The sequence below is a fragment of the Citrobacter sp. wls615 genome, from assembly GCF_005281355.1.
Lineage (GTDB): Bacteria > Pseudomonadota > Gammaproteobacteria > Enterobacterales > Enterobacteriaceae > Citrobacter > Citrobacter werkmanii.
The window spans coordinates 1-19,969 of sequence record NZ_SZXM01000062.1 but is presented as its reverse complement, the minus strand read 5'-3'; the positions used below and the strand labels follow the sequence as shown (position 1 = coordinate 19,969).

Below are 19,969 nucleotides of genomic sequence, written 5' to 3'. Positions count from 1 at the left end.
AGTGAGAGCCGGAGTCTGAGACTCCGGCTTTTTTTTTACTATACCGCCAGCGGCTGTTTACGTCGGCGTTGCCAGAAATACCCCCCGAGCATCAGTAGTACAAGGACTGCCAGCCACGGCAGAACCGCCAGTAAATGCCCTGACCGGGCAAAGGTCAGCGCAATCATTAGTAGCCAACCCCCGAGCATCGGGATCGCGGTGCGCTTGACAATATCTACTGGCGATACGCCGGCAATGCCCGCGATGGCAATGATGACGCCAGCAATGGGAGATAACGTACGACCAATACCCGCCGATATCTGGATAGGTAGCATCATCACTGCGATATCGCTGCCGATATGGCGGCTGATGTCCGGCACCATTGGGGCGAAGGAGAAAAATGCCGCATTTCCGGAACCCATCAGCGCTGAAATCGCAAAGGTGATAAGTGTCATCAACAGGATAATTGAGGCGGCGCTGAGACCAAATTCACCGGAAAGCGACAGCAGTGCGTCGACGGCGCCAATGGCTTTCAGCCCGGCAGAAAAAACTTCACCGGCGATAATCAGCGTCACCACGGTGGCAAAAACGCTGCCCATGCTGTCGAATACCTTTTGTACGCCAGCCATGACTTCCCGGGCTTTACGATGGCGTCCGTACTCACAAACCAGCGTAATGGCCAGACTTATCAGTACGGCGGTATCCAGCGTAATTTTGAGCGAGCTGAACACTAAATCGCTGCACACCAGCATCAACACCAGCGGCAGCATGGGCAAAAACAGCCAGCCGATCGGGGCGTCGGCTTCTTCGGTCGACGTTAATGTCTGCATCTGCTGAGCCGCATTGTCACCGCTTTCCCGACGATCGAAAAAGCGTTGCACAACAATATGCAGCAGCGCGATGAAAAGGATAACGGGGACAACGATCGGCAACTGATCCTGCACGAAATAGTTCACGACCTCGATACCTGCGGTTTTGGCGGCGAGAACTGAGTTGCCGGAACCGGGGCCAAACTCAACCGCACAGGTACTGGCGATAACGGCGGCAACGGCGGCGCGACTGCAGCCCAGTCGGGTCAGCAGTGGGTAAAGCGTCGCCATTAACAACAGGCCCAGTCCGGTAGCGCTGCTGATAAACAGCGACAGGAATTGGCCCAGCAGCAGCGCCAGTCCCAACAGCAGGTATGGCGAGTTCAGACGCTGCAACGGACGAGACGTCACCCGAACCAGCACCTGGCTTGCGCCAATGGCCGACATATAGGTAGCGAAGCCACCAATCAACATAATTTGCAGCCCAAGACCGCCGAGGCGCACGCTCAGGGTATCGCGAATAAATTCAAAGGCGTCGAAGGGGCCAAAGCCGGTGCTTTTTTTCACCAGGCTACTGAGTGTCGTCATGCCACTAAAATGCGCGATCAGCAGGAGTATAATCCCGGTCAACAGCAGTACTGACTGGGGATGATACTTTTTGAGAATCAGACGTCCGGCAAAGATAATGGCGATTAGCGCCAGTAATAATGACATTCTCGCCTCCTCACTCAAAGTTGCCGGTGACCAGGCACTCGCCATCGCGCAGCAACGGTTTACCCGCAGCAAACAGATGGGCCAGCGAGAGGTCATCATTAAGTACGCAGATATCGGCACGTTCCCCGGCGCAGAGCACGCCGCCGGAAATACCCAGCGAGCGTGCGACGTTTGCCGTCAACATGGCGATCGCCTGAGACACCGGAATTCCCACATCAATCAGGCGGGGAAGCAGGTTAAGGTTACCTGCGACCGGCGCCGCGCTTAAACCCTCCACGATACCCTGAGCGTTAAAGCGCGGTACGCTGCCATTGCCATCAGAACTGATCGTGATGCGCTCGGCCGGAACCTGTGCTTCCAGGGCGTGGAGGATCGCCTGCTCCTGAGGTGTAAAGCGGCTGCCGCCAGACGTAACGTCGATATGGCCGCCGCGATGGGCGAAAGCAATCGCCTGTTCGAACAAGGGTTCTGTTCTCGCCACATGCGTCGGCGAAATGTGGTGAATCGGAATGCCTGCATCACACAGCTCAAGCAGTTGCGACATCCCTTCCGGTAGATTCCCCAGGTGGACATGCAACAGCCCTTTTTTCCCGGCCAGTAAGGAAGAGACGCGGATATCGCTGACTATTCTCAGCAATTCCTGGAAAGAGGGATACGAACCGCGGTGATCGGCGAGCGCGATTTTTACGCCAAGAATCGCCGGAATAAATGCCATGTCATCGCGGATGGATCGCGTAATGGTCGGGCTGGGTACCGCGTAGGCTCCCGTGTGCATAAACGCACGCAGTCCTTCGAGATTAAGGGACTGCATTTTGGCGTAGAGATCTTTCGGTGAGCGAGAAATAGCGTCGGTACCCAACACGCCGACGACCGTGGTAATGCCCGCCTGAATCAGATCGCGCAGCTTGACGGCTGGCGTCCGACTGGCAAACCCGGCTTCCCCGCCGCCACCGGTAAGATGGACATGCTGATCGATGATACCAGGGATAACCCATTTACCCCGACAATCGATGACCTCTTTGACGCCATCAAAGAGCGAAATATCTTTTTCTACCGCCACAATTCGGTCGGCATGAATGAGCAGGGAGCAGAGGCCTAAATCCTCAGGGGAAAAAACACGGGCATTGGTCAGTAAAGTAAACATATCGGTCCTGTCAAACGTCGAGGGTGAGAGTCGGCAGGTGAAACGGAATATTGTTGTTATGACGCTCACCATAAAGCCATTACTATATCTATGACTATTACCGATTTGTTATTGGAGGATGCGGTTATGGCATGGTGGAGAGTTAAACGTGGATTGTAAGTGGCTGGAAGATTTTCTGGCGTTGAGTCAGCATGGAAATTACTCTCAAGCCGCTGCGCAGCGGCATATTACTCAACCTGCACTCAGTCGGCGTATTAAAGCTCTGGAAGAGGTGCTGGGCGTGCCATTGTTTGATCGGACCACGACTCCCGTCACGCTGACGCGCTATGGTGAACGTTTTGAGCCCTATGCCCGACACGTCCTCAGTACGTTAACAGAGGCGTGCCACGAGCTATCGGCGATGTCGCCCGCAACGGATAACACGCTGGTCATGGTCAGTCTGCATACGCTGTCGGTCAATATCCTGCCGGATATGATCAACTATTTACGCCAGAGTGAACCACAGCTCAATTTCACGGTAAATGCCAGTATTCAGGGGATAGACAATCACTTTAATGCGCTGATTGACCGGCAGATTGATTTGCTGGTGACATACGACTTACCGTCAGCGCAGCCGGGGCTGGAGATCGCCGGCGGATTAAAACGTTCGCTATGGCGATATGAACGATTTATTCCGGTTATTTCTGCACAGCTGGCGGATACGCTTGACGATCCGCAGGTGTCTATTCCGTGGCTCTGCTACAGCGACTATACCTTTGTCAGACGCATTATTGAGCCGGCAGAACAACGCGTCCGTCCGCGCCTGAAAAAAGTCTTTGAGAGCGGTTTAAGTGAAACGATACGCGAAATGGTACTGCGCCATATGGGAATGGCATGGTTACCCGAATCAATGGTGGCGGAAGAGTTGGTGAATCAGCAAGTTATTCACTGTTGGCCAGAAAATGGCGATCTGATTTGTGAAATCCCCGTTGTGGTATGGGCTAACCTTGACGATCAACGCGCAGTCATGCAGAGATGCTGGGAGAAATTGCTGCGTTTTTGATTGATATGGCGATTTTTTCCGCAGTTGATACAATGCTAACAAATTGCCCTTGCGAAGGTTATTCGCTTTGGTTAGTATTCACACCCGCTTCAGTGGGAAACAGTAAACATTCCCGCTTTAATGGTCGAAGCATTGTACGCGGCAACTCCGCAAGGAACAGGTTGATTATGCACGAAGCTCTTTTAGTAGTTTTCCTTATTGTGGCAATTGGCCTGGTAGGCTTGATCATGCTGCAGCAAGGTAAAGGCGCTGATATGGGAGCCTCTTTTGGCGCAGGCGCTTCTGGTACTCTGTTTGGTTCAAGTGGTTCTGGTAACTTCATGACCCGTATGACGGCTGTATTGGGAACCTTGTTCTTCATCATCAGTCTGGTGCTGGGTAACATGAACAGCAATAAGACCAATAAAGGAAGTGAGTGGGAAAATCTGAGCGCACCGGCGAAAACCGAGCAAACTCAGCCAGCTGCTCCGGCTCAGCCGACCAGCGATATCCCACACTAAGTATTCTGTACCGAGGTGGTGGAATTGGTAGACACGCTACCTTGAGGTGGTAGTGCCCTAACGGGCTTGTGGGTTCGAGTCCCATCCTCGGTACCAAATTCCAAAAAAAAGACGCTGCAAAGCGTCTTTTTTTCGTCTGTTATTTATGGTTGTCTGTAGGTCGGATAAGGCGTTTACGCCGCCATCCGACATTATTACAACGCCAGATTGAGCTACGTTTATCAGGCCTACAGACACCTTATATTCCGCGCATAAAAAAGGCCGCTTTCGCGGCCTTAGAATGCTGAATGTTTACTTCGCTTTGTTTTCCAGATTCTCAACCTGCGGCAGGCCGGTCGTTGAAGAGGCGGTCAACAGACCGGCTTTCGCGTAGCCGAACAGCTTCTCGCGGGTATCGGTAATGTCCAGATTACGCATGGTCAGCTGGCCGATACGATCGTCAGGTGAGAATACTGACTCGCCTTTCTCCATGGTCAGACGCTCAGCCTTATAGGTCAGGTTGTCAGACACGGTGTTCAGGATGGAGTAGTCGTTGCCGCGACGCAGTTCCAGCGTCACTTCACCGGTGATCTGGCTGGCGACCCAACGCTGCAGACCGTCACGCAGCATCAATGCCTGCGAGTCGAACCAACGGCCCTGATACAGCAGTTTGCCCAACTGACGACCATGAGAGTGATATTGCTCAATGGTGTCTTCGTTATGGATACCGGTCAGCAGACGCTCGTAAGCGATGTGCAGCAGCGCCATCCCCGGGGCTTCATAGATGCCACGGCTTTTCGCTTCAATAATACGGTTTTCAATCTGATCGCTCATGCCCAGACCGTGACGGCCGCCGATGCGGTTGGCTTCCAGCATCATTTCTACATCATCGCTGAAGGTTTTACCGTTTAGCGCTACCGGATGACCCTGTTCAAAGCGTACGGTCACTTCTTCTGCCGGGATCTTCACGCTCTCATCCCAGAACTTCACGCCCATAATCGGGTTGACGATTTTGACGCTGGAGTTCAGGAATTCCAGGTCTTTCGCTTCGTGGGTCGCACCGAGCATATTGGAGTCAGTGGAGTACGCTTTCTCGACAGACATTTTGTAGTCGAAACCGCAGGCGATCATAAATTCGGACATCTCATGGCGACCACCCAGTTCATCGATAAAATCGGTATCCAGCCATGGTTTGTAAATCTGCAGTTCCGCGTTGGTCAGCAGGCCGTAACGATAGAAACGTTCAATATCGTTGCCTTTATAGGTGCTGCCGTCACCCCAGATGTTCACGCCATCTTCTTTCATGGCGGCAACCAGCATGGTGCCGGTAACGGCGCGGCCCAGCGGAGTGGTGTTGAAATAGGTCAGGCCACCGGTGGTGTTGTGAAAGGCGCCGCACTGAATGGCAGCGATCCCTTCGGCAACCAGCTGCTTGCGGCAATCTACCAGGCGAGCATTCTCAGCACCATATTCCATTGCACGGCGAGGAATGGCGTCATAGTCATCCTCATCCGGCTGGCCCAAATTTGCAGTATATGCATATGGGACAGCCCCTTTTTGTCGCATCCACAGCAGTGCTGCACTGGTGTCCAGGCCGCCGGAAAAAGCGATACCAATACGTTGACCTACCGGGAGATGCTTGAGAATCGTCGTCATAAAATAAAACCCTGCTTGATAGACTGGTGAAGAGGTCGGCTTATTATACTAAATGCATTTTTATGCAAAATAAATGAGTTTTAATTTAATCATCTTTTCTGGATGACAGGAAGAGTTTAGTGACAATTTCGTTAAATAGCGGCGCGGATGGCATATTTATCTTACTGGAGATGCGCTGGTAGGCATTCATTGATTTGCATAGTCGTAACAAGGTTGACATAACGCATAGTGAATCAATATACTGTGCGCAGATTTTACGTCCCGTCCTCGGTACCAAATCCCAGCAGTATTTGCATTTTTTACCCAAAACGAGTAAAATTTGCCACGTTTCAGGCGCGGGGTGGAGCAGCCTGGTAGCTCGTCGGGCTCATAACCCGAAGGTCGTCGGTTCAAATCCGGCCCCCGCAACCACTTTCCCTTAGAGTTCTTTTTCAAATATACTGTGAAGACTTAGGCCTTCGTAGCTGGATTTGAAAAAAATTCTTTCGGAAGGTTCTCCGAACCGCAGGTGCGGTTATAGGGTTCAGTTATCTAAAGCCCCGATTTATCGGGGTTTTTTGTTATCTGACTACAGAATAACTGGGCTTTAGGCCCTTTTTTTATGTCTTGGGGGTGGGCTTGTCCACATTAGAGCAAAAATTAACAGAGATGATTACAGCACCGGTTGAAGCCCTGGGCTACGAACTGGTCGGCATCGAATTTATTCGCGGTCGCACATCCACACTGCGCATCTATATTGATAGTGAAGATGGCATCAATGTTGATGATTGTGCTGATGTGAGCCATCAGGTAAGCGCCGTGATGGATGTCGAAGACCCAATCACCGTTGCCTATAACCTGGAAGTTTCCTCGCCGGGTCTCGACCGTCCTCTGTTCACTGCTGAACACTACGTGCGTTTCCTGGGGGAAGAAGTCACGCTGGTTCTTCGTATGGCGGTACAAAACCGTCGTAAATGGCTGGGCGTTATCAAAGCGGTGGACGGTGAGATGATCACGGTCACAGTCGAAGGTAAAGATGAAGTGTTCGCGCTGAGTAATATCCAGAAGGCGAACCTGGTTCCCCACTTTTAACAGTCTGGATTGAGGTGAAAAGCCCGCGATGAACAAAGAAATTTTGGCTGTTGTTGAAGCCGTATCCAACGAAAAAGCGCTGCCACGCGAGAAAATTTTTGAAGCGCTGGAAAGTGCGCTGGCTACAGCAACAAAGAAAAAATATGAGCAAGAGATCGACGTCCGCGTAGAAATCGATCGTAAAAGCGGTGATTTCGATACCTTCCGTCGTTGGGTAATCGTAGAAGAAGTTACTCAGCCGACCAAAGAAATTACCCTGGAAGCGGCACGCTTCGAAGACGAAAGCCTGAACGTGGGCGACTATGTTGAAGATCAGATTGAATCTGTCACCTTTGACCGTATCACCACCCAGACCGCGAAACAGGTTATCGTACAGAAAGTACGTGAAGCTGAACGCGCAATGGTTGTTGATCAGTTCCGCGAACACGAAGGTGAAATCGTTACGGGTGTGGTGAAAAAAGTTAACCGTGACAACATTTCCCTGGATCTGGGCAGCAATGCTGAAGCCGTGATCCTGCGTGAAGACATGCTGCCGCGCGAAAACTTCCGCCCTGGCGACCGTATTCGTGGCGTTCTGTACTCTGTGCGCCCGGAAGCGCGCGGTGCGCAACTGTTCGTCACCCGTTCCAAACCGGAAATGCTGGTTGAGCTGTTCCGCATTGAAGTGCCAGAAATTGGCGAAGAAGTGATTGAAATTAAAGCGGCTGCTCGCGATCCTGGCTCTCGTGCGAAAATCGCCGTTAAGACCAACGACAAGCGTATCGACCCGGTCGGTGCTTGCGTCGGTATGCGCGGTGCGCGCGTTCAGGCGGTCTCTACCGAACTGGGCGGCGAGCGTATCGATATCGTCCTGTGGGATGATAACCCGGCGCAGTTCGTGATTAACGCAATGGCGCCAGCAGATGTCGCTTCTATCGTGGTGGATGAAGACAAACACACCATGGATATCGCGGTTGAAGCCGGTAACCTGGCTCAGGCGATTGGACGTAACGGTCAGAACGTCCGCCTGGCTTCACAACTGAGCGGTTGGGAACTCAACGTAATGACCGTTGATGACCTGCAAGCGAAGCATCAGGCTGAAGCACATGCAGCCATCGATACCTTCACCAAATATCTCGATATCGATGAAGATTTCGCGACAGTTCTGGTGGAAGAAGGTTTTGCGACGCTGGAAGAACTGGCCTACGTGCCAATGAAAGAACTGCTGGAAATTGACGGCCTCGATGAACCGACCGTTGAAGCGCTGCGCGAGCGTGCTAAAAACGCACTGACCACTCTGGCACTGGCCCAGGAAGAAAGCCTCGGTGATAACAAACCGGCTGACGATCTGCTGAATCTGGAAGGATTGGATCGCGATATGGCCTTTAAACTGGCTGCCCGTGGTGTTTGTACGCTGGAAGATCTCGCCGAACAGGGCATTGATGATCTGGCTGATATCGAAGGGTTGACCGACGAAAAAGCCGGTGAGCTGATTATGGCTGCCCGTAATATTTGCTGGTTCGGTGATGAAGCGTAATAAACTGTAGCAGGAAGGAACAGTATGACAGATGTAACCGTAAAAACGCTGGCTGCAGAGATACAGACCTCCGTGGATCGCCTGGTACAGCAATTTGCTGATGCAGGTATCCGTAAGTCTGCTGATGACTCTGTGTCCGCACAAGAGAAACAAACCTTACTGGCGCATCTGAACCGTGAGAACGGCTCAGCGCCGGATAAGTTGACATTGCAGCGTAAAACGCGCAGTACTCTCAATATTCCAGGTACCGGTGGGAAAAGCAAATCGGTACAAATCGAAGTCCGCAAGACACGCACCTTTGTGAAACGCGATCCGCAAGAGGCTGAACGCCTGGCCGCGGAAGAGCAGGCGCAGCGTGAAGCGGAAGAGCAAGCCCGTCGTGAGGCAGAAGAAGCTGCCAAACGCGAGGCGCAACAAAAAGCCGAACGTGAGGCCGCAGAACAAGCTAAGCGTGAAGCCGCTGATAAAGCGAAACGTGAAGCTGCGGAAAAAGACAAAGTGAGCAATCAACAGACCGACGATATGACTAAAACCGCCCAGGCCGAAAAAGCCCGCCGTGAAAATGAAGCCGCAGAACTGAAACGTAAAGCGGAAGAAGAAGCACGTCGCAAGCTTGAAGAAGAAGCTCGCCGCGTAGCGGAAGAAGCTCGCCGTATGGCGGAAGAAAACGAGAAAAATGGTGTGGATAACGCTGAACCTGTTGAAGATACCAGCGATTATCACGTCACAACTTCTCAGCACGCTCGCCAGGCAGAAGACGAAAACGATCGTGAAGTTGAAGGCGGCCGTGGTCGTACTCGCAGCGCGAAAGCCGCGCGTCCGGCGAAGAAAGGCAACAAACACGCTGAATCGAAAGCCGACCGTGAAGAAGCGCGCGCCGCAGTTCGTGGTGGTAAAGGCGGTAAACAGCGTAAAGGTTCCGCTCTGCAGCAGGGCTTCCAGAAGCCAGCTCAGGCTGTTAACCGTGACGTTGTGATCGGCGAAACCATCACCGTTGGCGAACTGGCTAACAAGATGGCGGTGAAAGGCTCTCAGGTCATCAAAGCGATGATGAAACTGGGCGCTATGGCGACCATCAACCAGGTCATCGACCAGGAAACCGCACAGCTGGTTGCCGAAGAGATGGGCCACAAAGTTATCCTGCGTCGTGAAAACGAGCTGGAAGAAGCAGTAATGAGCGACCGTGACACCGGCGCTGCGGCTGAACCGCGCGCACCGGTTGTAACCATCATGGGTCACGTTGACCACGGTAAAACCTCCCTGCTGGACTACATTCGTTCCACGAAAGTGGCTTCTGGCGAAGCGGGCGGCATTACCCAGCACATCGGTGCGTACCACGTTGAAACTGACAACGGTATGATCACCTTCCTGGATACCCCGGGTCACGCCGCGTTTACCTCCATGCGTGCTCGTGGTGCTCAGGCAACGGATATCGTGGTTCTGGTTGTTGCAGCAGACGACGGCGTGATGCCGCAGACCATCGAAGCTATCCAGCACGCGAAAGCGGCAGGTGTGCCGGTGGTGGTTGCAGTTAACAAAATCGATAAACCAGAAGCAGATCCGGATCGCGTTAAAAATGAACTGTCCCAGTACGGTATCATGCCGGAAGAGTGGGGCGGCGAGAGCCAGTTCGTTCACGTTTCTGCGAAAGCCGGTACCGGTATCGACGAACTGCTGGATGCGATCCTACTGCAGGCCGAAGTGCTGGAGCTGAAAGCTGTTCGTAAAGGTATGGCGAGCGGCGCGGTAATCGAATCCTTTCTGGATAAAGGTCGTGGTCCGGTTGCTACCGTCCTGGTACGCGAAGGTACGCTGCATAAAGGCGACATCGTACTGTGTGGCTTCGAATACGGCCGCGTGCGTGCGATGCGTAACGAACTGGGTCAGGAAGTTCTGGAAGCAGGTCCGTCCATTCCAGTGGAAATCCTCGGTCTGTCCGGTGTTCCGGCTGCCGGTGACGAAGTGACCGTGGTGCGTGACGAGAAGAAAGCCCGTGAAGTTGCACTGTATCGTCAGGGCAAATTCCGTGAAGTTAAACTGGCTCGTCAGCAGAAATCCAAACTTGAGAACATGTTCGCCAACATGACCGATGGCGAAGTTCACGAAGTGAACGTCGTACTGAAAGCTGACGTACAGGGTTCTGTAGAAGCGATCTCCGACTCCTTACTGAAACTGTCTACCGACGAAGTGAAAGTGAAGATCATCGGTTCCGGCGTAGGTGGTATCACTGAAACCGACGCGACCCTGGCTGCGGCGTCCAACGCGATTCTGGTTGGCTTCAACGTCCGTGCTGATGCTTCTGCGCGTAAAGTGATCGAATCTGAAAGTCTGGATCTGCGTTACTACTCCGTCATCTATCATCTGATCGACGAAGTGAAAGCGGCGATGAGCGGTATGCTGTCTCCGGAACTGAAACAGCAGATCATCGGTCTGGCTGAAGTGCGCGATGTGTTTAAATCACCGAAATTTGGTGCGATCGCGGGCTGTATGGTTACCGAAGGTACTATCAAGCGTCACAACCCAATCCGCGTCCTGCGCGACAACGTAGTTATCTATGAAGGCGAGCTGGAATCCCTGCGCCGCTTCAAAGATGACGTTAACGAAGTCCGTAACGGTATGGAATGTGGTATCGGCGTTAAGAACTACAACGACGTTCGCGTTGGCGATATGATCGAAGTGTTCGAGATCATCGAGATCAAACGTACTATCGCATAATCTTCGTAATGCCCGGTGGTACTTCGTTTACCGGGCCTACGTTAGGATTGTTAGCCGGGTTGTAGGCCTGATAAGCGTAGCGCCATCAGGCTTTAAAGCGCCACCCGGCAAGAAATTTAAAAAGGGGCTTATGGCCCCTTTTTTGTCTTTATTCTGGAGAATTTATTATGGCGAAAGAATTTGGTCGCCCGCAGCGTGTCGCGCAAGAGATGCAGAAAGAGATCGCACTCATCCTGCAACGCGAAATCAAAGACCCGCGTGTTGGCATGATGACCACCGTATCGGGTGTTGAGATGTCCCGTGACCTGGCGTATGCCAAAGTATTCGTGACTTTCCTTAACGACCAGGACGAAGCGGCTGTGAAAAACGGCATTAAGGCCCTACAGGAAGCCTCTGGTTTTATCCGCTCCCTGCTGGGGAAAGCGATGCGTCTGCGTATCGTGCCTGAACTGACCTTCTTCTACGACAACTCGTTGGTTGAAGGGATGCGTATGTCTAACCTGGTGACCAGCGTGGTAAAACATGACGATGAACGTCGTGTGAACCCAGCGGACGACAGCAAGGAGGACTAATGAGTCGTCCTCGTCGTCGTGGTCGCGACATTCACGGTGTCCTGCTGCTGGATAAGCCGCAGGGCATGTCCAGCAATGACGTACTGCAAAAAGTAAAGCGCATCTACAATGCCAACCGTGCGGGTCATACCGGCGCGCTGGATCCGCTGGCGACGGGCATGCTGCCTATCTGCCTCGGCGAAGCGACGAAGTTTTCACAGTATTTGCTGGATTCTGACAAACGCTATCGCGTAGTAGCCCGCCTGGGGCAGCGTACTGACACTTCCGATGCTGACGGGCAAATCGTGCAGGAACGTCCGGTAACCTTCAGCGCAGAGCAACTTGCGAGCGCACTGGAGACTTTCCGCGGCGATATCGAGCAGATTCCGTCAATGTATTCGGCGCTGAAATATCAGGGTAAAAAGCTGTACGAATATGCGCGTCAGGGCATTGAAGTGCCGCGTGAAGCGCGCCCGATTACCGTCTATGAGCTGCTGTTTATTCGCCATGAAGGTAACGAGCTGGAGCTGGAAGTTCACTGCTCCAAAGGTACCTATATTCGCACTATTATCGACGATCTGGGCGAGAAGCTCGGCTGTGGTGCGCACGTAACGTACCTGCGTCGTCTGACGGTCAGCAAGTATCCGGTGGATCGTATGGTGACGCTGGAACACTTGCGCGAGCTGGTTGAACAGGCTGAGCAGCAGAACATTCCGGCCGCTCAGTTGCTTGATCCCTTGCTGATGCCAATGGACAGTCCAGCATCGGACTATCCTGTTGTTAATTTGCCTTTAACATCGTCGGTTTACTTTAAAAATGGTAACCCGGTACGTACGACAGGTGTCCCGCTGGAAGGCCTGGTGCGTGTGACGGAAGGCGATGACGGCAAATTTATCGGCATGGGGGAGATCGACGATGAAGGTCGTGTCGCCCCTCGTCGCCTGGTGGTTGAATATCCGGCATAACGCTCTCTGTCTTGCGATAAAAGGGCGCTGCGAGTAGAATACTGCCGCTTAACGTCGCGTAAATTGTTTAACAATCTGCGTGGCGTACACTGGGATAGCTGAATTAGAGATCGGCATCCTTTCATTCTTAACACTTTGGAGTTTTAAAATGTCTCTAAGTACTGAAGCTACCGCTAAAATCGTTTCTGAGTTTGGTCGTGATGCAAACGACACCGGTTCTACCGATGTTCAGGTTGCTCTGTTGACTGCACAGATTAACCACCTGCAGGGCCACTTTGCAGAGCACAAAAAAGATCACCACAGCCGTCGTGGTCTGCTGCGCATGGTTTCTCAGCGTCGTAAACTGCTCGACTACCTGAAACGTAAAGATGTTGCACGCTACACCGCGCTGATCGAGCGTCTGGGTCTGCGTCGCTAATTCTTTCGAGTTTCAGAAAGAGGGGGCCTTCATGGCCCCTTTTTTCCAGCAGATGGCAGCAATTCGCTGGAAACTAATGTATTGTTGCTATGAATGATCTTCCGTTGCAGAGGTTCGCGCGGCTAATGAGAGGCTTTACTCATGCGTATGGGTTAGGGTTGTCATTAGTCGCGAGGATGCGCAGAAGATCGGGTATTAACGATGGCGCAAAAATGTGCCGTCAAAAAATAGAGAAAGGATATTATTTTGCTTAATCCGATCGTTCGTAAATTCCAGTACGGTCAGCATACCGTTACGCTGGAAACCGGCATGATGGCGCGTCAGGCGACTGCCGCTGTTATGGTTAGCATGGATGACACTGCGGTATTCGTTACCGTTGTTGGCCAGAAAAAAGCGAAACCAGGCCAGGACTTTTTCCCGCTGACCGTTAACTACCAGGAGCGTACCTACGCTGCTGGCCGTATCCCGGGTAGCTTCTTCCGTCGTGAAGGCCGTCCGAGCGAAGGCGAAACCCTGATCGCGCGTCTGATTGACCGCCCGGTTCGCCCGCTGTTCCCGGAAGGGTTCGTTAACGAAGTTCAGGTTATCGCGACCGTTGTTTCTGTTAACCCACAGGTTAACCCGGATATCGTGGCAATGATCGGCGCATCCGCTGCGCTGACGCTGTCTGGCATCCCATTCAACGGCCCGATCGGTGCTGCACGTGTTGGTTATATCAATGACCAGTACGTACTGAACCCGACTCAGGATGAACTGAAAGAAAGCAAGCTGGACCTGGTTGTTGCCGGTACCGAAGCTGCCGTACTGATGGTTGAATCCGAAGCTGAACTGCTGAGCGAAGACCAGATGCTGGGCGCTGTAGTATTCGGTCACGAACAGCAGCAGGTTGTTATTCAGGCTATCAACGAGCTGGCGAAAGAAGCCGGCAAACCGCGTTGGGACTGGCAGCCAGAAGCCGTCAACGAAGCGCTGAACGCGCGCGTTGCCGCACTGGCAGAAGCTCGTCTGAGCGATGCTTACCGTATCACCGACAAACAAGAGCGTTACGCTCAGGTTGACGTGATCAAATCTGAAACCATCGCGACTCTGGTGGCTGAAGATGAAACCCTGGACGCTAACGAACTGGGTGAAATCCTGCACGCCATCGAGAAAAACGTTGTTCGTAGCCGCGTACTGGCAGGCGAGCCGCGTATCGATGGCCGTGAAAAAGACATGATCCGTGGTCTGGACGTGCGTACTGGCGTTCTGCCGCGTACCCACGGTTCCGCGCTGTTCACCCGTGGCGAAACTCAGGCGCTGGTTACCGCGACCCTGGGCACCACCCGTGATGCGCAGAACCTCGACGAACTGATGGGCGAGCGTACTGACAACTTCCTGTTCCACTACAACTTCCCTCCGTACTGCGTAGGCGAAACCGGTATGGTCGGTTCTCCGAAGCGTCGTGAGATTGGTCACGGTCGCCTGGCGAAACGTGGCGTGCTGGCAGTGATGCCGGAACTGGATAAATTCCCGTACACCGTGCGTGTGGTTTCTGAAATCACCGAATCTAACGGTTCTTCTTCCATGGCTTCCGTATGCGGCGCTTCCCTGGCGCTGATGGACGCAGGCGTGCCGATCAAAGCCGCCGTTGCGGGTATCGCGATGGGTCTGGTGAAAGAAGGAGACAACTATGTTGTTCTGTCTGACATCCTGGGCGACGAAGACCACCTGGGCGATATGGACTTCAAAGTGGCGGGTTCCCGCGACGGTATCTCTGCACTGCAGATGGATATCAAAATTGAAGGTATCACCAAAGAGATCATGCAGGTTGCTCTGAACCAGGCTAAAGGTGCGCGTCTGCACATCCTGAGTGTGATGGAACAGGCGATTAACGCGCCGCGTGGCGATATCTCTGAATTCGCTCCACGTATCCACACCATCAAGATCAGCCCGGACAAGATTAAAGACGTTATCGGTAAAGGCGGTTCTGTTATCCGTGCCCTGACCGAAGAGACTGGCACTACTATCGAAATCGAAGATGACGGTACTGTGAAGATCGCAGCGACCGACGGCGAGAAAGCGAAATATGCTATCCGTCGTATCGAAGAGATCACTGCAGAGATCGAAGTAGGTCGTATCTACAATGGTAAAGTGACCCGTATCGTTGACTTTGGCGCATTCGTTGCCATCGGTGGCGGTAAAGAAGGTCTGGTACACATTTCTCAGATCGCTGATAAGCGCGTTGAGAAAGTGACCGATTACCTGCAGATGGGCCAGGAAGTACCGGTTAAAGTTCTGGAAGTTGATCGCCAGGGCCGTGTACGTCTGAGCATTAAAGAAGCAACTGAGCAGTCTCAGCCTGCAGGCGAACCGGAAGCTCCGGTAAGCCAACAGGGCGAGTAAGGTTGCCATTGCCCTCCGTGTGAGCGGAGGGCCTTTAACCCGGCAGGACGCCTTGTTAGCAACCGGGGAACCTGGACGTTCATTCAATCGTTGTCTTCGGGAGTGGGAAATGAAGCCTTTTTTGCGCTGGTGTTTCGTTGCGACAGCACTCACGCTGGCTGGATGCAGTAATTCCGCCTGGCGTAAGAGTGAAGTCCTCGCAGTACCATTGCAACCGACTTTGCAGCAGGAAGTGATTCTGGCACGTATGGAACAAATTCTTGCCAGTCGGGCTTTAACCGATGACGAACGCGCACAGCTTTTATATGAGCGCGGAGTGTTGTATGATAGTCTCGGTCTGAGGGCACTTGCGCGAAATGATTTTTCACAAGCGCTGGCAATCCGACCAGATATGCCTGAAGTATTCAATTACTTAGGTATATATTTAACGCAGGCAGGCAATTTTGATGCTGCCTATGAAGCGTTTGATTCTGTACTTGAGCTTGATCCAACTTACAACTACGCGCACTTAAATCGCGGTATCGCATTGTATTACGGCGGTCGCGACAAGTTAGCGCAAGATGATCTGCTGGCGTTTTATCAAGACGATCCCAATGATCCTTTCCGCAGTCTGTGGCTTTATCTTGCCGAGCAGAAGCTCGATGAGAAGCAGGCTAAAGAAGCGTTAAAACAACGCTTCGAAAAATCGGATAAAGAGCAATGGGGATGGAACATTGTCGAGTTCTACCTGGGCAACATTAGCGAAGCAACGCTGATGGAACGCCTGAAGGCGGACGCAACGGATAACACCTCGCTCGCTGAGCATCTCAGTGAAACCAACTTCTATTTAGGTAAGTACTACCTAAGTCTGGGGGATTTGGACAACGCTACGGCATTGTTCAAACTGGCGGTGGCTAACAACGTTCATAACTTTGTTGAGCACCGATACGCATTGTTGGAATTATCGCTCCTGGGCCAGGACCAAGATGACCTGGCAGAATCGGACCAGCAATAGCTGACGTACACATCAGCCCGTAATCTTTTTTGATTGCCATCACCTTCACGGGTGAGGGCGTTGTTGTTCGTTAATACACCTACTTTGAGCCGGTTCACACTTTTCAATGAAAATTGCAGATCAATTTCATGATGAGTTATGTAGACTGGCCGCCATTAATTTTGAGGCACACGTACTACATGGCTGAATTCGAAACCACTTTTGCAGATCTGGGCCTGAAGGCTCCTATCCTTGAAGCCCTTAACGATCTGGGTTACGAAAAACCATCTCCAATCCAGGCAGAGTGCATTCCGCATCTGCTGGGCGGTCGCGATGTTCTGGGTATGGCCCAGACCGGTAGCGGCAAAACGGCAGCGTTCTCTTTACCGCTGCTCAACAATCTTGATCCTGAGCTGAAGGCACCTCAGATTCTGGTGCTGGCACCGACCCGCGAACTGGCGGTTCAGGTTGCAGAAGCCATGACGGATTTCTCTAAACACATGCGCGGCGTGAACGTGGTAGCCCTGTACGGCGGCCAGCGTTATGACGTGCAATTACGTGCCCTGCGTCAGGGACCACAGATCGTCGTCGGTACGCCGGGCCGTCTGCTGGATCACCTGAAGCGCGGTACTCTGGACCTCTCCAAACTGAGCGGTCTGGTACTGGACGAAGCTGATGAAATGCTGCGTATGGGCTTCATCGAAGACGTTGAAACCATCATGGCGCAGATCCCGGAAGGTCATCAGACCGCGCTGTTCTCTGCCACCATGCCGGAAGCGATTCGTCGTATTACCCGCCGCTTTATGAAAGAGCCGCAGGAAGTACGTATTCAGTCCAGCGTCACTACCCGTCCTGACATCAGCCAGAGCTACTGGACTGTATGGGGCATGCGTAAAAATGAAGCGCTGGTGCGTTTCCTGGAAGCAGAAGATTTTGATGCGGCGATTATCTTCGTCCGTACCAAAAATGCGACCCTGGAAGTTGCAGAAGCGCTGGAGCGTAGCGGTTATAGCAGCGCTGCACTGAACGGCGACATGAACCAGTCTCTGCGTGAGCAGACTCTGGAGCGTCTGAAAGATGGCCGTCTGGATATTCTGATTGCAACCGACGTTGCGGCCCGTGGCCTGGACGTTGAGCGTATCAGCCTGGTCGTTAACTACGATATCCCGATGGACTCTGAATCTTATGTTCACCGTATCGGCCGTACCGGTCGTGCGGGTCGTGCTGGCCGTGCGCTGCTGTTCGTTGAGAACCGCGAGCGTCGTCTGCTGCGTAACATTGAACGCACCATGAAGCTGACCATTCCAGAAGTAGAACTGCCGAATGCAGAGCTGCTGGGCAAACGCCGTCTGGAAAAATTTGCCGCGAAAGTACAGCAGCAGCTGGAAAGCAGCGATCTGGATCAGTACCGTGCTCTGCTGGCGAAAATGCAGCCGGAAGAAGAGCTGGATATCGAAACGCTGGCAGCCGCACTGCTGAAAATGGCTCAGGGCGAACGTCCGCTGATCCTGCCGCCAGATGCGCCGATGCGTCCGAAACGCGAATTCCGCGACCGTGACGATCGTGGTCCGCGTGACCGCAACGATCGTGGCCCGCGTGGCGACCGTGAAGACCGTCCGCGTCGTGAGCGTCGTGACGTTGGTGATATGCAGCTGTACCGCATTGAAGTGGGTCGTGATGACGGTGTTGAAGTCCGTCATATCGTTGGCGCGATTGCTAACGAAGGTGATATCAGCAGCCGTTACATCGGTAACATCAAGCTGTTTGCTTCCCACTCCACCATCGAACTGCCGAAAGGTATGCCGGGCGACGTGCTGCAGCACTTTACCCGTACCCGCATCCTGAACAAGCCGATGAACATGCAGCTGGTTGGCGATGCCGTACCGCACACCGGTGGTGAGCGTCGTGGCGGTGGCCGCTTCAGCGGCGAGCGTCGTGAAGGCGGTCGCGGTGAAGGCCGTGGTTTTGGCGGTGAGCGTCGTGAAGGCGGTCGTGGTGATGGTCGTCGTTTCAGCGGCGAACGTCGTGAAGGTGGTCGTGGCCCGCGCCGTGACGATTCTTCAGCTCCGCGTCGTGATGATTCAGCCGGTCGTCGTCGTTTCGGCGGTGACGCATAAGCCAAACGGCTTAAAAGCGTAAAGTAAAATATACAGCCCCGATCTCAACAATCGGGGCTTTTTTTATTTCAATTGTACTCGTGTACTGGTACAGTGCAGCACATTGATATGTAGTCGCAATATAAATGACTGGAGAGACGGCTAAATGGCAACACTAACCACCACCCAAACGTCACCTTCGCTGCTTGGCGGCGTGGTGATCATCGGCGGCACCATTATTGGCGCGGGGATGTTCTCTCTGCCGGTGGTCATGTCCGGGGCGTGGTTTTTCTGGTCCATGGCGGCGCTGATCTTCACCTGGTTCTGCATGCTGCACTCCGGGCTGATGATCCTTGAAGCCAACCTCAATTACCGGATTGGTTCCAGCTTCGACACCATTACCAAAGATCTGCTGGGCAAAGGCTGGAACGTTGTTAACGGCATCTCTATTGCCTTTGTGCTCTACATTCTGACCTATGCCTATATTTCGGCGAGCGGTTCGATTCTGCACCACACCTTTGCCGAGATGTCGCTGAACGTTCCGGCGCGCGCGGCAGGTCTTGGCTTTGCGCTGCTGGTCGCGTTTGTGGTGTGGTTAAGTACCAAAGCGGTTAGCCGTATGACGGCCATTGTGCTGGGGGCAAAGGTCATTACCTTTTTCCTAACCTTCGGCAGCCTGCTGGGACACGTTCAGCCTGCCACGCTGTTTAACGTGGCGCAGAGCAATGCTTCATATACGCCGTACCTGCTGATGACGCTGCCGTTCTGTCTGGCGTCGTTTGGTTATCACGGCAACGTCCCGAGCCTGATGAAGTATTACGGCAAGGATCCCAAGACCATCGTTAAGTGCCTGGTATACGGCACGCTGCTGGCGCTGGTGCTGTATACCGTATGGTTGCTGGGTACGATGGGGAATATTCCGCGTCCGGAATTTATTGGTATTGCGCAGCAGGGCGGGAATATTGACGTGCTGGTCCAGGCGCTGAGCGGTGTGCTGAACAGCCGTAGTCTGGATCTGCTGCTGGTGGTGTTCTCCAACTTTGCGGTGGCGAGTTCATTCCTCGGTGTGACGCTCGGTCTGTTCGACTATCTGGCGGATCTGTTTGGTTTTGATGACTCGGCAATGGGTCGTTTCAAAACGGCACTGCTGACGTTTGTCCCGCCAATTGTCGGTGGCCTGCTGTGGCCGAACGGTTTTCTGTACGCCATTGGTTATGCAGGTTTAGCTGCAACTATCTGGGCTGCCATTGTGCCAGCGCTGTTGGCACGTAAATCCCGCGAACGTTTCGGCAGCCCGAAATTCCGTGTTTGGGGCGGTAAACCGATGATTGCCCTGATTCTGGTCTTCGGTGTCGGCAACGCGGTTATCCATATCCTGTCGAGCGTTAACCTGCTGCCAGTGTACCAGTAGAACAATTGCCCGGTGGCGCTATGTATGACCGGATACATAGGTGACAGA

The 19,969-nt window shown here is 53.1% G+C and carries 16 protein-coding genes and 2 tRNA genes; 15 read left to right on the top strand and 3 right to left on the bottom strand.

Going from position 1 to position 19,969, the window contains the following annotated elements:
• Nucleotides 1-38: 38 nt before the first annotated feature.
• Both dcuC and iadA read right to left on the bottom strand, forming a co-directional pair.
• Nucleotides 39-1,502 carry a C4-dicarboxylate transporter DcuC gene (gene dcuC, locus FDX04_RS17020; protein WP_137371267.1) on the bottom strand — a complete coding sequence of 488 codons (1,464 nt, stop codon included), beginning with the start codon at nucleotides 1,500-1,502 and terminating at the stop codon, nucleotides 39-41.
• A 10-nt stretch (nucleotides 1,503-1,512) separates the two neighbouring features.
• Nucleotides 1,513-2,646, bottom strand: a complete 1,134-nt coding sequence (gene iadA / locus FDX04_RS17015; RefSeq protein ID WP_137360128.1) for a beta-aspartyl-peptidase — start codon at nucleotides 2,644-2,646, stop codon at nucleotides 1,513-1,515.
• Between the two features lie 148 nt (nucleotides 2,647-2,794).
• On the opposite strand from iadA, the gene FDX04_RS17010 reads away from it, so the two are divergent.
• The 3 genes from FDX04_RS17010 to FDX04_RS17000 all read left to right on the top strand — a co-directional run bounded on the left by FDX04_RS17010 (nucleotide 2,795) and on the right by FDX04_RS17000 (nucleotide 4,284).
• Nucleotides 2,795-3,688 carry a LysR family transcriptional regulator gene (locus FDX04_RS17010; RefSeq protein WP_137371266.1) on the top strand — a complete coding sequence of 298 codons (894 nt, stop codon included), beginning with the start codon at nucleotides 2,795-2,797 and terminating at the stop codon, nucleotides 3,686-3,688.
• Between the two features lie 167 nt (nucleotides 3,689-3,855).
• Nucleotides 3,856-4,188, top strand: a complete 333-nt coding sequence (gene secG, locus FDX04_RS17005) for a preprotein translocase subunit SecG (protein WP_006687886.1) — start codon at nucleotides 3,856-3,858, stop codon at nucleotides 4,186-4,188.
• Nucleotides 4,189-4,197: 9 nt separating this feature from the next.
• A tRNA-Leu gene (locus FDX04_RS17000) sits at nucleotides 4,198-4,284 on the top strand.
• Between the two features lie 195 nt (nucleotides 4,285-4,479).
• Here FDX04_RS17000 and argG read toward each other — a convergent pair.
• Nucleotides 4,480-5,823, bottom strand: a complete 1,344-nt coding sequence (gene argG / locus FDX04_RS16990; RefSeq protein ID WP_042311271.1) for an argininosuccinate synthase — start codon at nucleotides 5,821-5,823, stop codon at nucleotides 4,480-4,482.
• Between the two features lie 334 nt (nucleotides 5,824-6,157).
• Between argG and FDX04_RS16985 the strand changes: the two genes are divergently transcribed.
• The 12 genes from FDX04_RS16985 to mtr all read left to right on the top strand — a co-directional run bounded on the left by FDX04_RS16985 (nucleotide 6,158) and on the right by mtr (nucleotide 19,921).
• Nucleotides 6,158-6,234: transfer RNA gene (locus tag FDX04_RS16985), tRNA-Met, on the top strand.
• 207 nt (nucleotides 6,235-6,441) lie between these two features.
• Nucleotides 6,442-6,894: a ribosome maturation factor RimP gene (rimP, locus tag FDX04_RS16980; RefSeq protein WP_042311367.1), complete on the top strand. Its 453-nt coding sequence runs from the start codon at nucleotides 6,442-6,444 to the stop codon at nucleotides 6,892-6,894.
• Nucleotides 6,895-6,922: 28 nt separating this feature from the next.
• Nucleotides 6,923-8,410, top strand: a complete 1,488-nt coding sequence (nusA, locus tag FDX04_RS16975) for a transcription termination factor NusA (RefSeq protein ID WP_038634199.1) — start codon at nucleotides 6,923-6,925, stop codon at nucleotides 8,408-8,410.
• A gap of 24 nt (nucleotides 8,411-8,434) precedes the next feature.
• Nucleotides 8,435-11,125, top strand: a complete 2,691-nt coding sequence (gene infB / locus FDX04_RS16970) for a translation initiation factor IF-2 (protein WP_038634196.1) — start codon at nucleotides 8,435-8,437, stop codon at nucleotides 11,123-11,125.
• Nucleotides 11,126-11,292: 167 nt separating this feature from the next.
• Nucleotides 11,293-11,697 (top strand): 30S ribosome-binding factor RbfA, encoded by a 405-nt coding sequence (gene rbfA, locus FDX04_RS16965; RefSeq protein WP_003024988.1) that lies wholly within the window; start codon nucleotides 11,293-11,295, stop codon nucleotides 11,695-11,697.
• Nucleotides 11,697-12,641: a tRNA pseudouridine(55) synthase TruB gene (truB, locus tag FDX04_RS16960; protein ID WP_042311264.1), complete on the top strand. Its 945-nt coding sequence runs from the start codon at nucleotides 11,697-11,699 to the stop codon at nucleotides 12,639-12,641. The genes rbfA and truB overlap by 1 nt, the downstream gene beginning before the upstream one ends.
• Before the next feature lie 148 nt (nucleotides 12,642-12,789).
• Nucleotides 12,790-13,059 carry a 30S ribosomal protein S15 gene (rpsO, locus tag FDX04_RS16955; protein WP_000059465.1) on the top strand — a complete coding sequence of 90 codons (270 nt, stop codon included), beginning with the start codon at nucleotides 12,790-12,792 and terminating at the stop codon, nucleotides 13,057-13,059.
• 246 nt (nucleotides 13,060-13,305) lie between these two features.
• Nucleotides 13,306-15,441 carry a polyribonucleotide nucleotidyltransferase gene (pnp, locus tag FDX04_RS16950; protein ID WP_137360126.1) on the top strand — a complete coding sequence of 712 codons (2,136 nt, stop codon included), beginning with the start codon at nucleotides 13,306-13,308 and terminating at the stop codon, nucleotides 15,439-15,441.
• 109 nt (nucleotides 15,442-15,550) lie between these two features.
• On the top strand, nucleotides 15,551-16,435 hold the full coding sequence (gene nlpI / locus FDX04_RS16945; RefSeq protein WP_003024982.1) for a lipoprotein NlpI: 885 nt from the start codon (nucleotides 15,551-15,553) through the stop codon (nucleotides 16,433-16,435).
• 106 nt (nucleotides 16,436-16,541) lie between these two features.
• Complete coding sequence (yrbN, locus tag FDX04_RS16940; protein ID WP_010723222.1) at nucleotides 16,542-16,622, top strand: protein YrbN; 81 nt, start codon at nucleotides 16,542-16,544, stop codon at nucleotides 16,620-16,622.
• Nucleotides 16,615-18,531, top strand: a complete 1,917-nt coding sequence (gene deaD / locus FDX04_RS16935; RefSeq protein ID WP_042311259.1) for an ATP-dependent RNA helicase DeaD — start codon at nucleotides 16,615-16,617, stop codon at nucleotides 18,529-18,531. The genes yrbN and deaD overlap by 8 nt, the downstream gene beginning before the upstream one ends.
• A gap of 145 nt (nucleotides 18,532-18,676) precedes the next feature.
• Nucleotides 18,677-19,921: a tryptophan permease gene (mtr, locus tag FDX04_RS16930; protein WP_061382515.1), complete on the top strand. Its 1,245-nt coding sequence runs from the start codon at nucleotides 18,677-18,679 to the stop codon at nucleotides 19,919-19,921.
• Nucleotides 19,922-19,969 lie beyond the last annotated feature (48 nt).

Coding starts and splice junctions, on each gene's coding strand:
- dcuC (WP_137371267.1), bottom strand. CDS start 1,502: ATGTCATTATTACTGGCGCTAATCGCCATTATCTTTGCCGGACGTCTG.
- iadA (WP_137360128.1), bottom strand. CDS start 2,646: ATGTTTACTTTACTGACCAATGCCCGTGTTTTTTCCCCTGAGGATTTA.
- secG (WP_006687886.1), top strand. CDS start 3,856: ATGCACGAAGCTCTTTTAGTAGTTTTCCTTATTGTGGCAATTGGCCTG.
- argG (WP_042311271.1), bottom strand. CDS start 5,823: ATGACGACGATTCTCAAGCATCTCCCGGTAGGTCAACGTATTGGTATC.
- nusA (WP_038634199.1), top strand. CDS start 6,923: ATGAACAAAGAAATTTTGGCTGTTGTTGAAGCCGTATCCAACGAAAAA.
- infB (WP_038634196.1), top strand. CDS start 8,435: ATGACAGATGTAACCGTAAAAACGCTGGCTGCAGAGATACAGACCTCC.
- rbfA (WP_003024988.1), top strand. CDS start 11,293: ATGGCGAAAGAATTTGGTCGCCCGCAGCGTGTCGCGCAAGAGATGCAG.
- truB (WP_042311264.1), top strand. CDS start 11,697: ATGAGTCGTCCTCGTCGTCGTGGTCGCGACATTCACGGTGTCCTGCTG.
- rpsO (WP_000059465.1), top strand. CDS start 12,790: ATGTCTCTAAGTACTGAAGCTACCGCTAAAATCGTTTCTGAGTTTGGT.
- nlpI (WP_003024982.1), top strand. CDS start 15,551: ATGAAGCCTTTTTTGCGCTGGTGTTTCGTTGCGACAGCACTCACGCTG.
- yrbN (WP_010723222.1), top strand. CDS start 16,542: ATGAAAATTGCAGATCAATTTCATGATGAGTTATGTAGACTGGCCGCC.
- deaD (WP_042311259.1), top strand. CDS start 16,615: ATGGCTGAATTCGAAACCACTTTTGCAGATCTGGGCCTGAAGGCTCCT.
- mtr (WP_061382515.1), top strand. CDS start 18,677: ATGGCAACACTAACCACCACCCAAACGTCACCTTCGCTGCTTGGCGGC.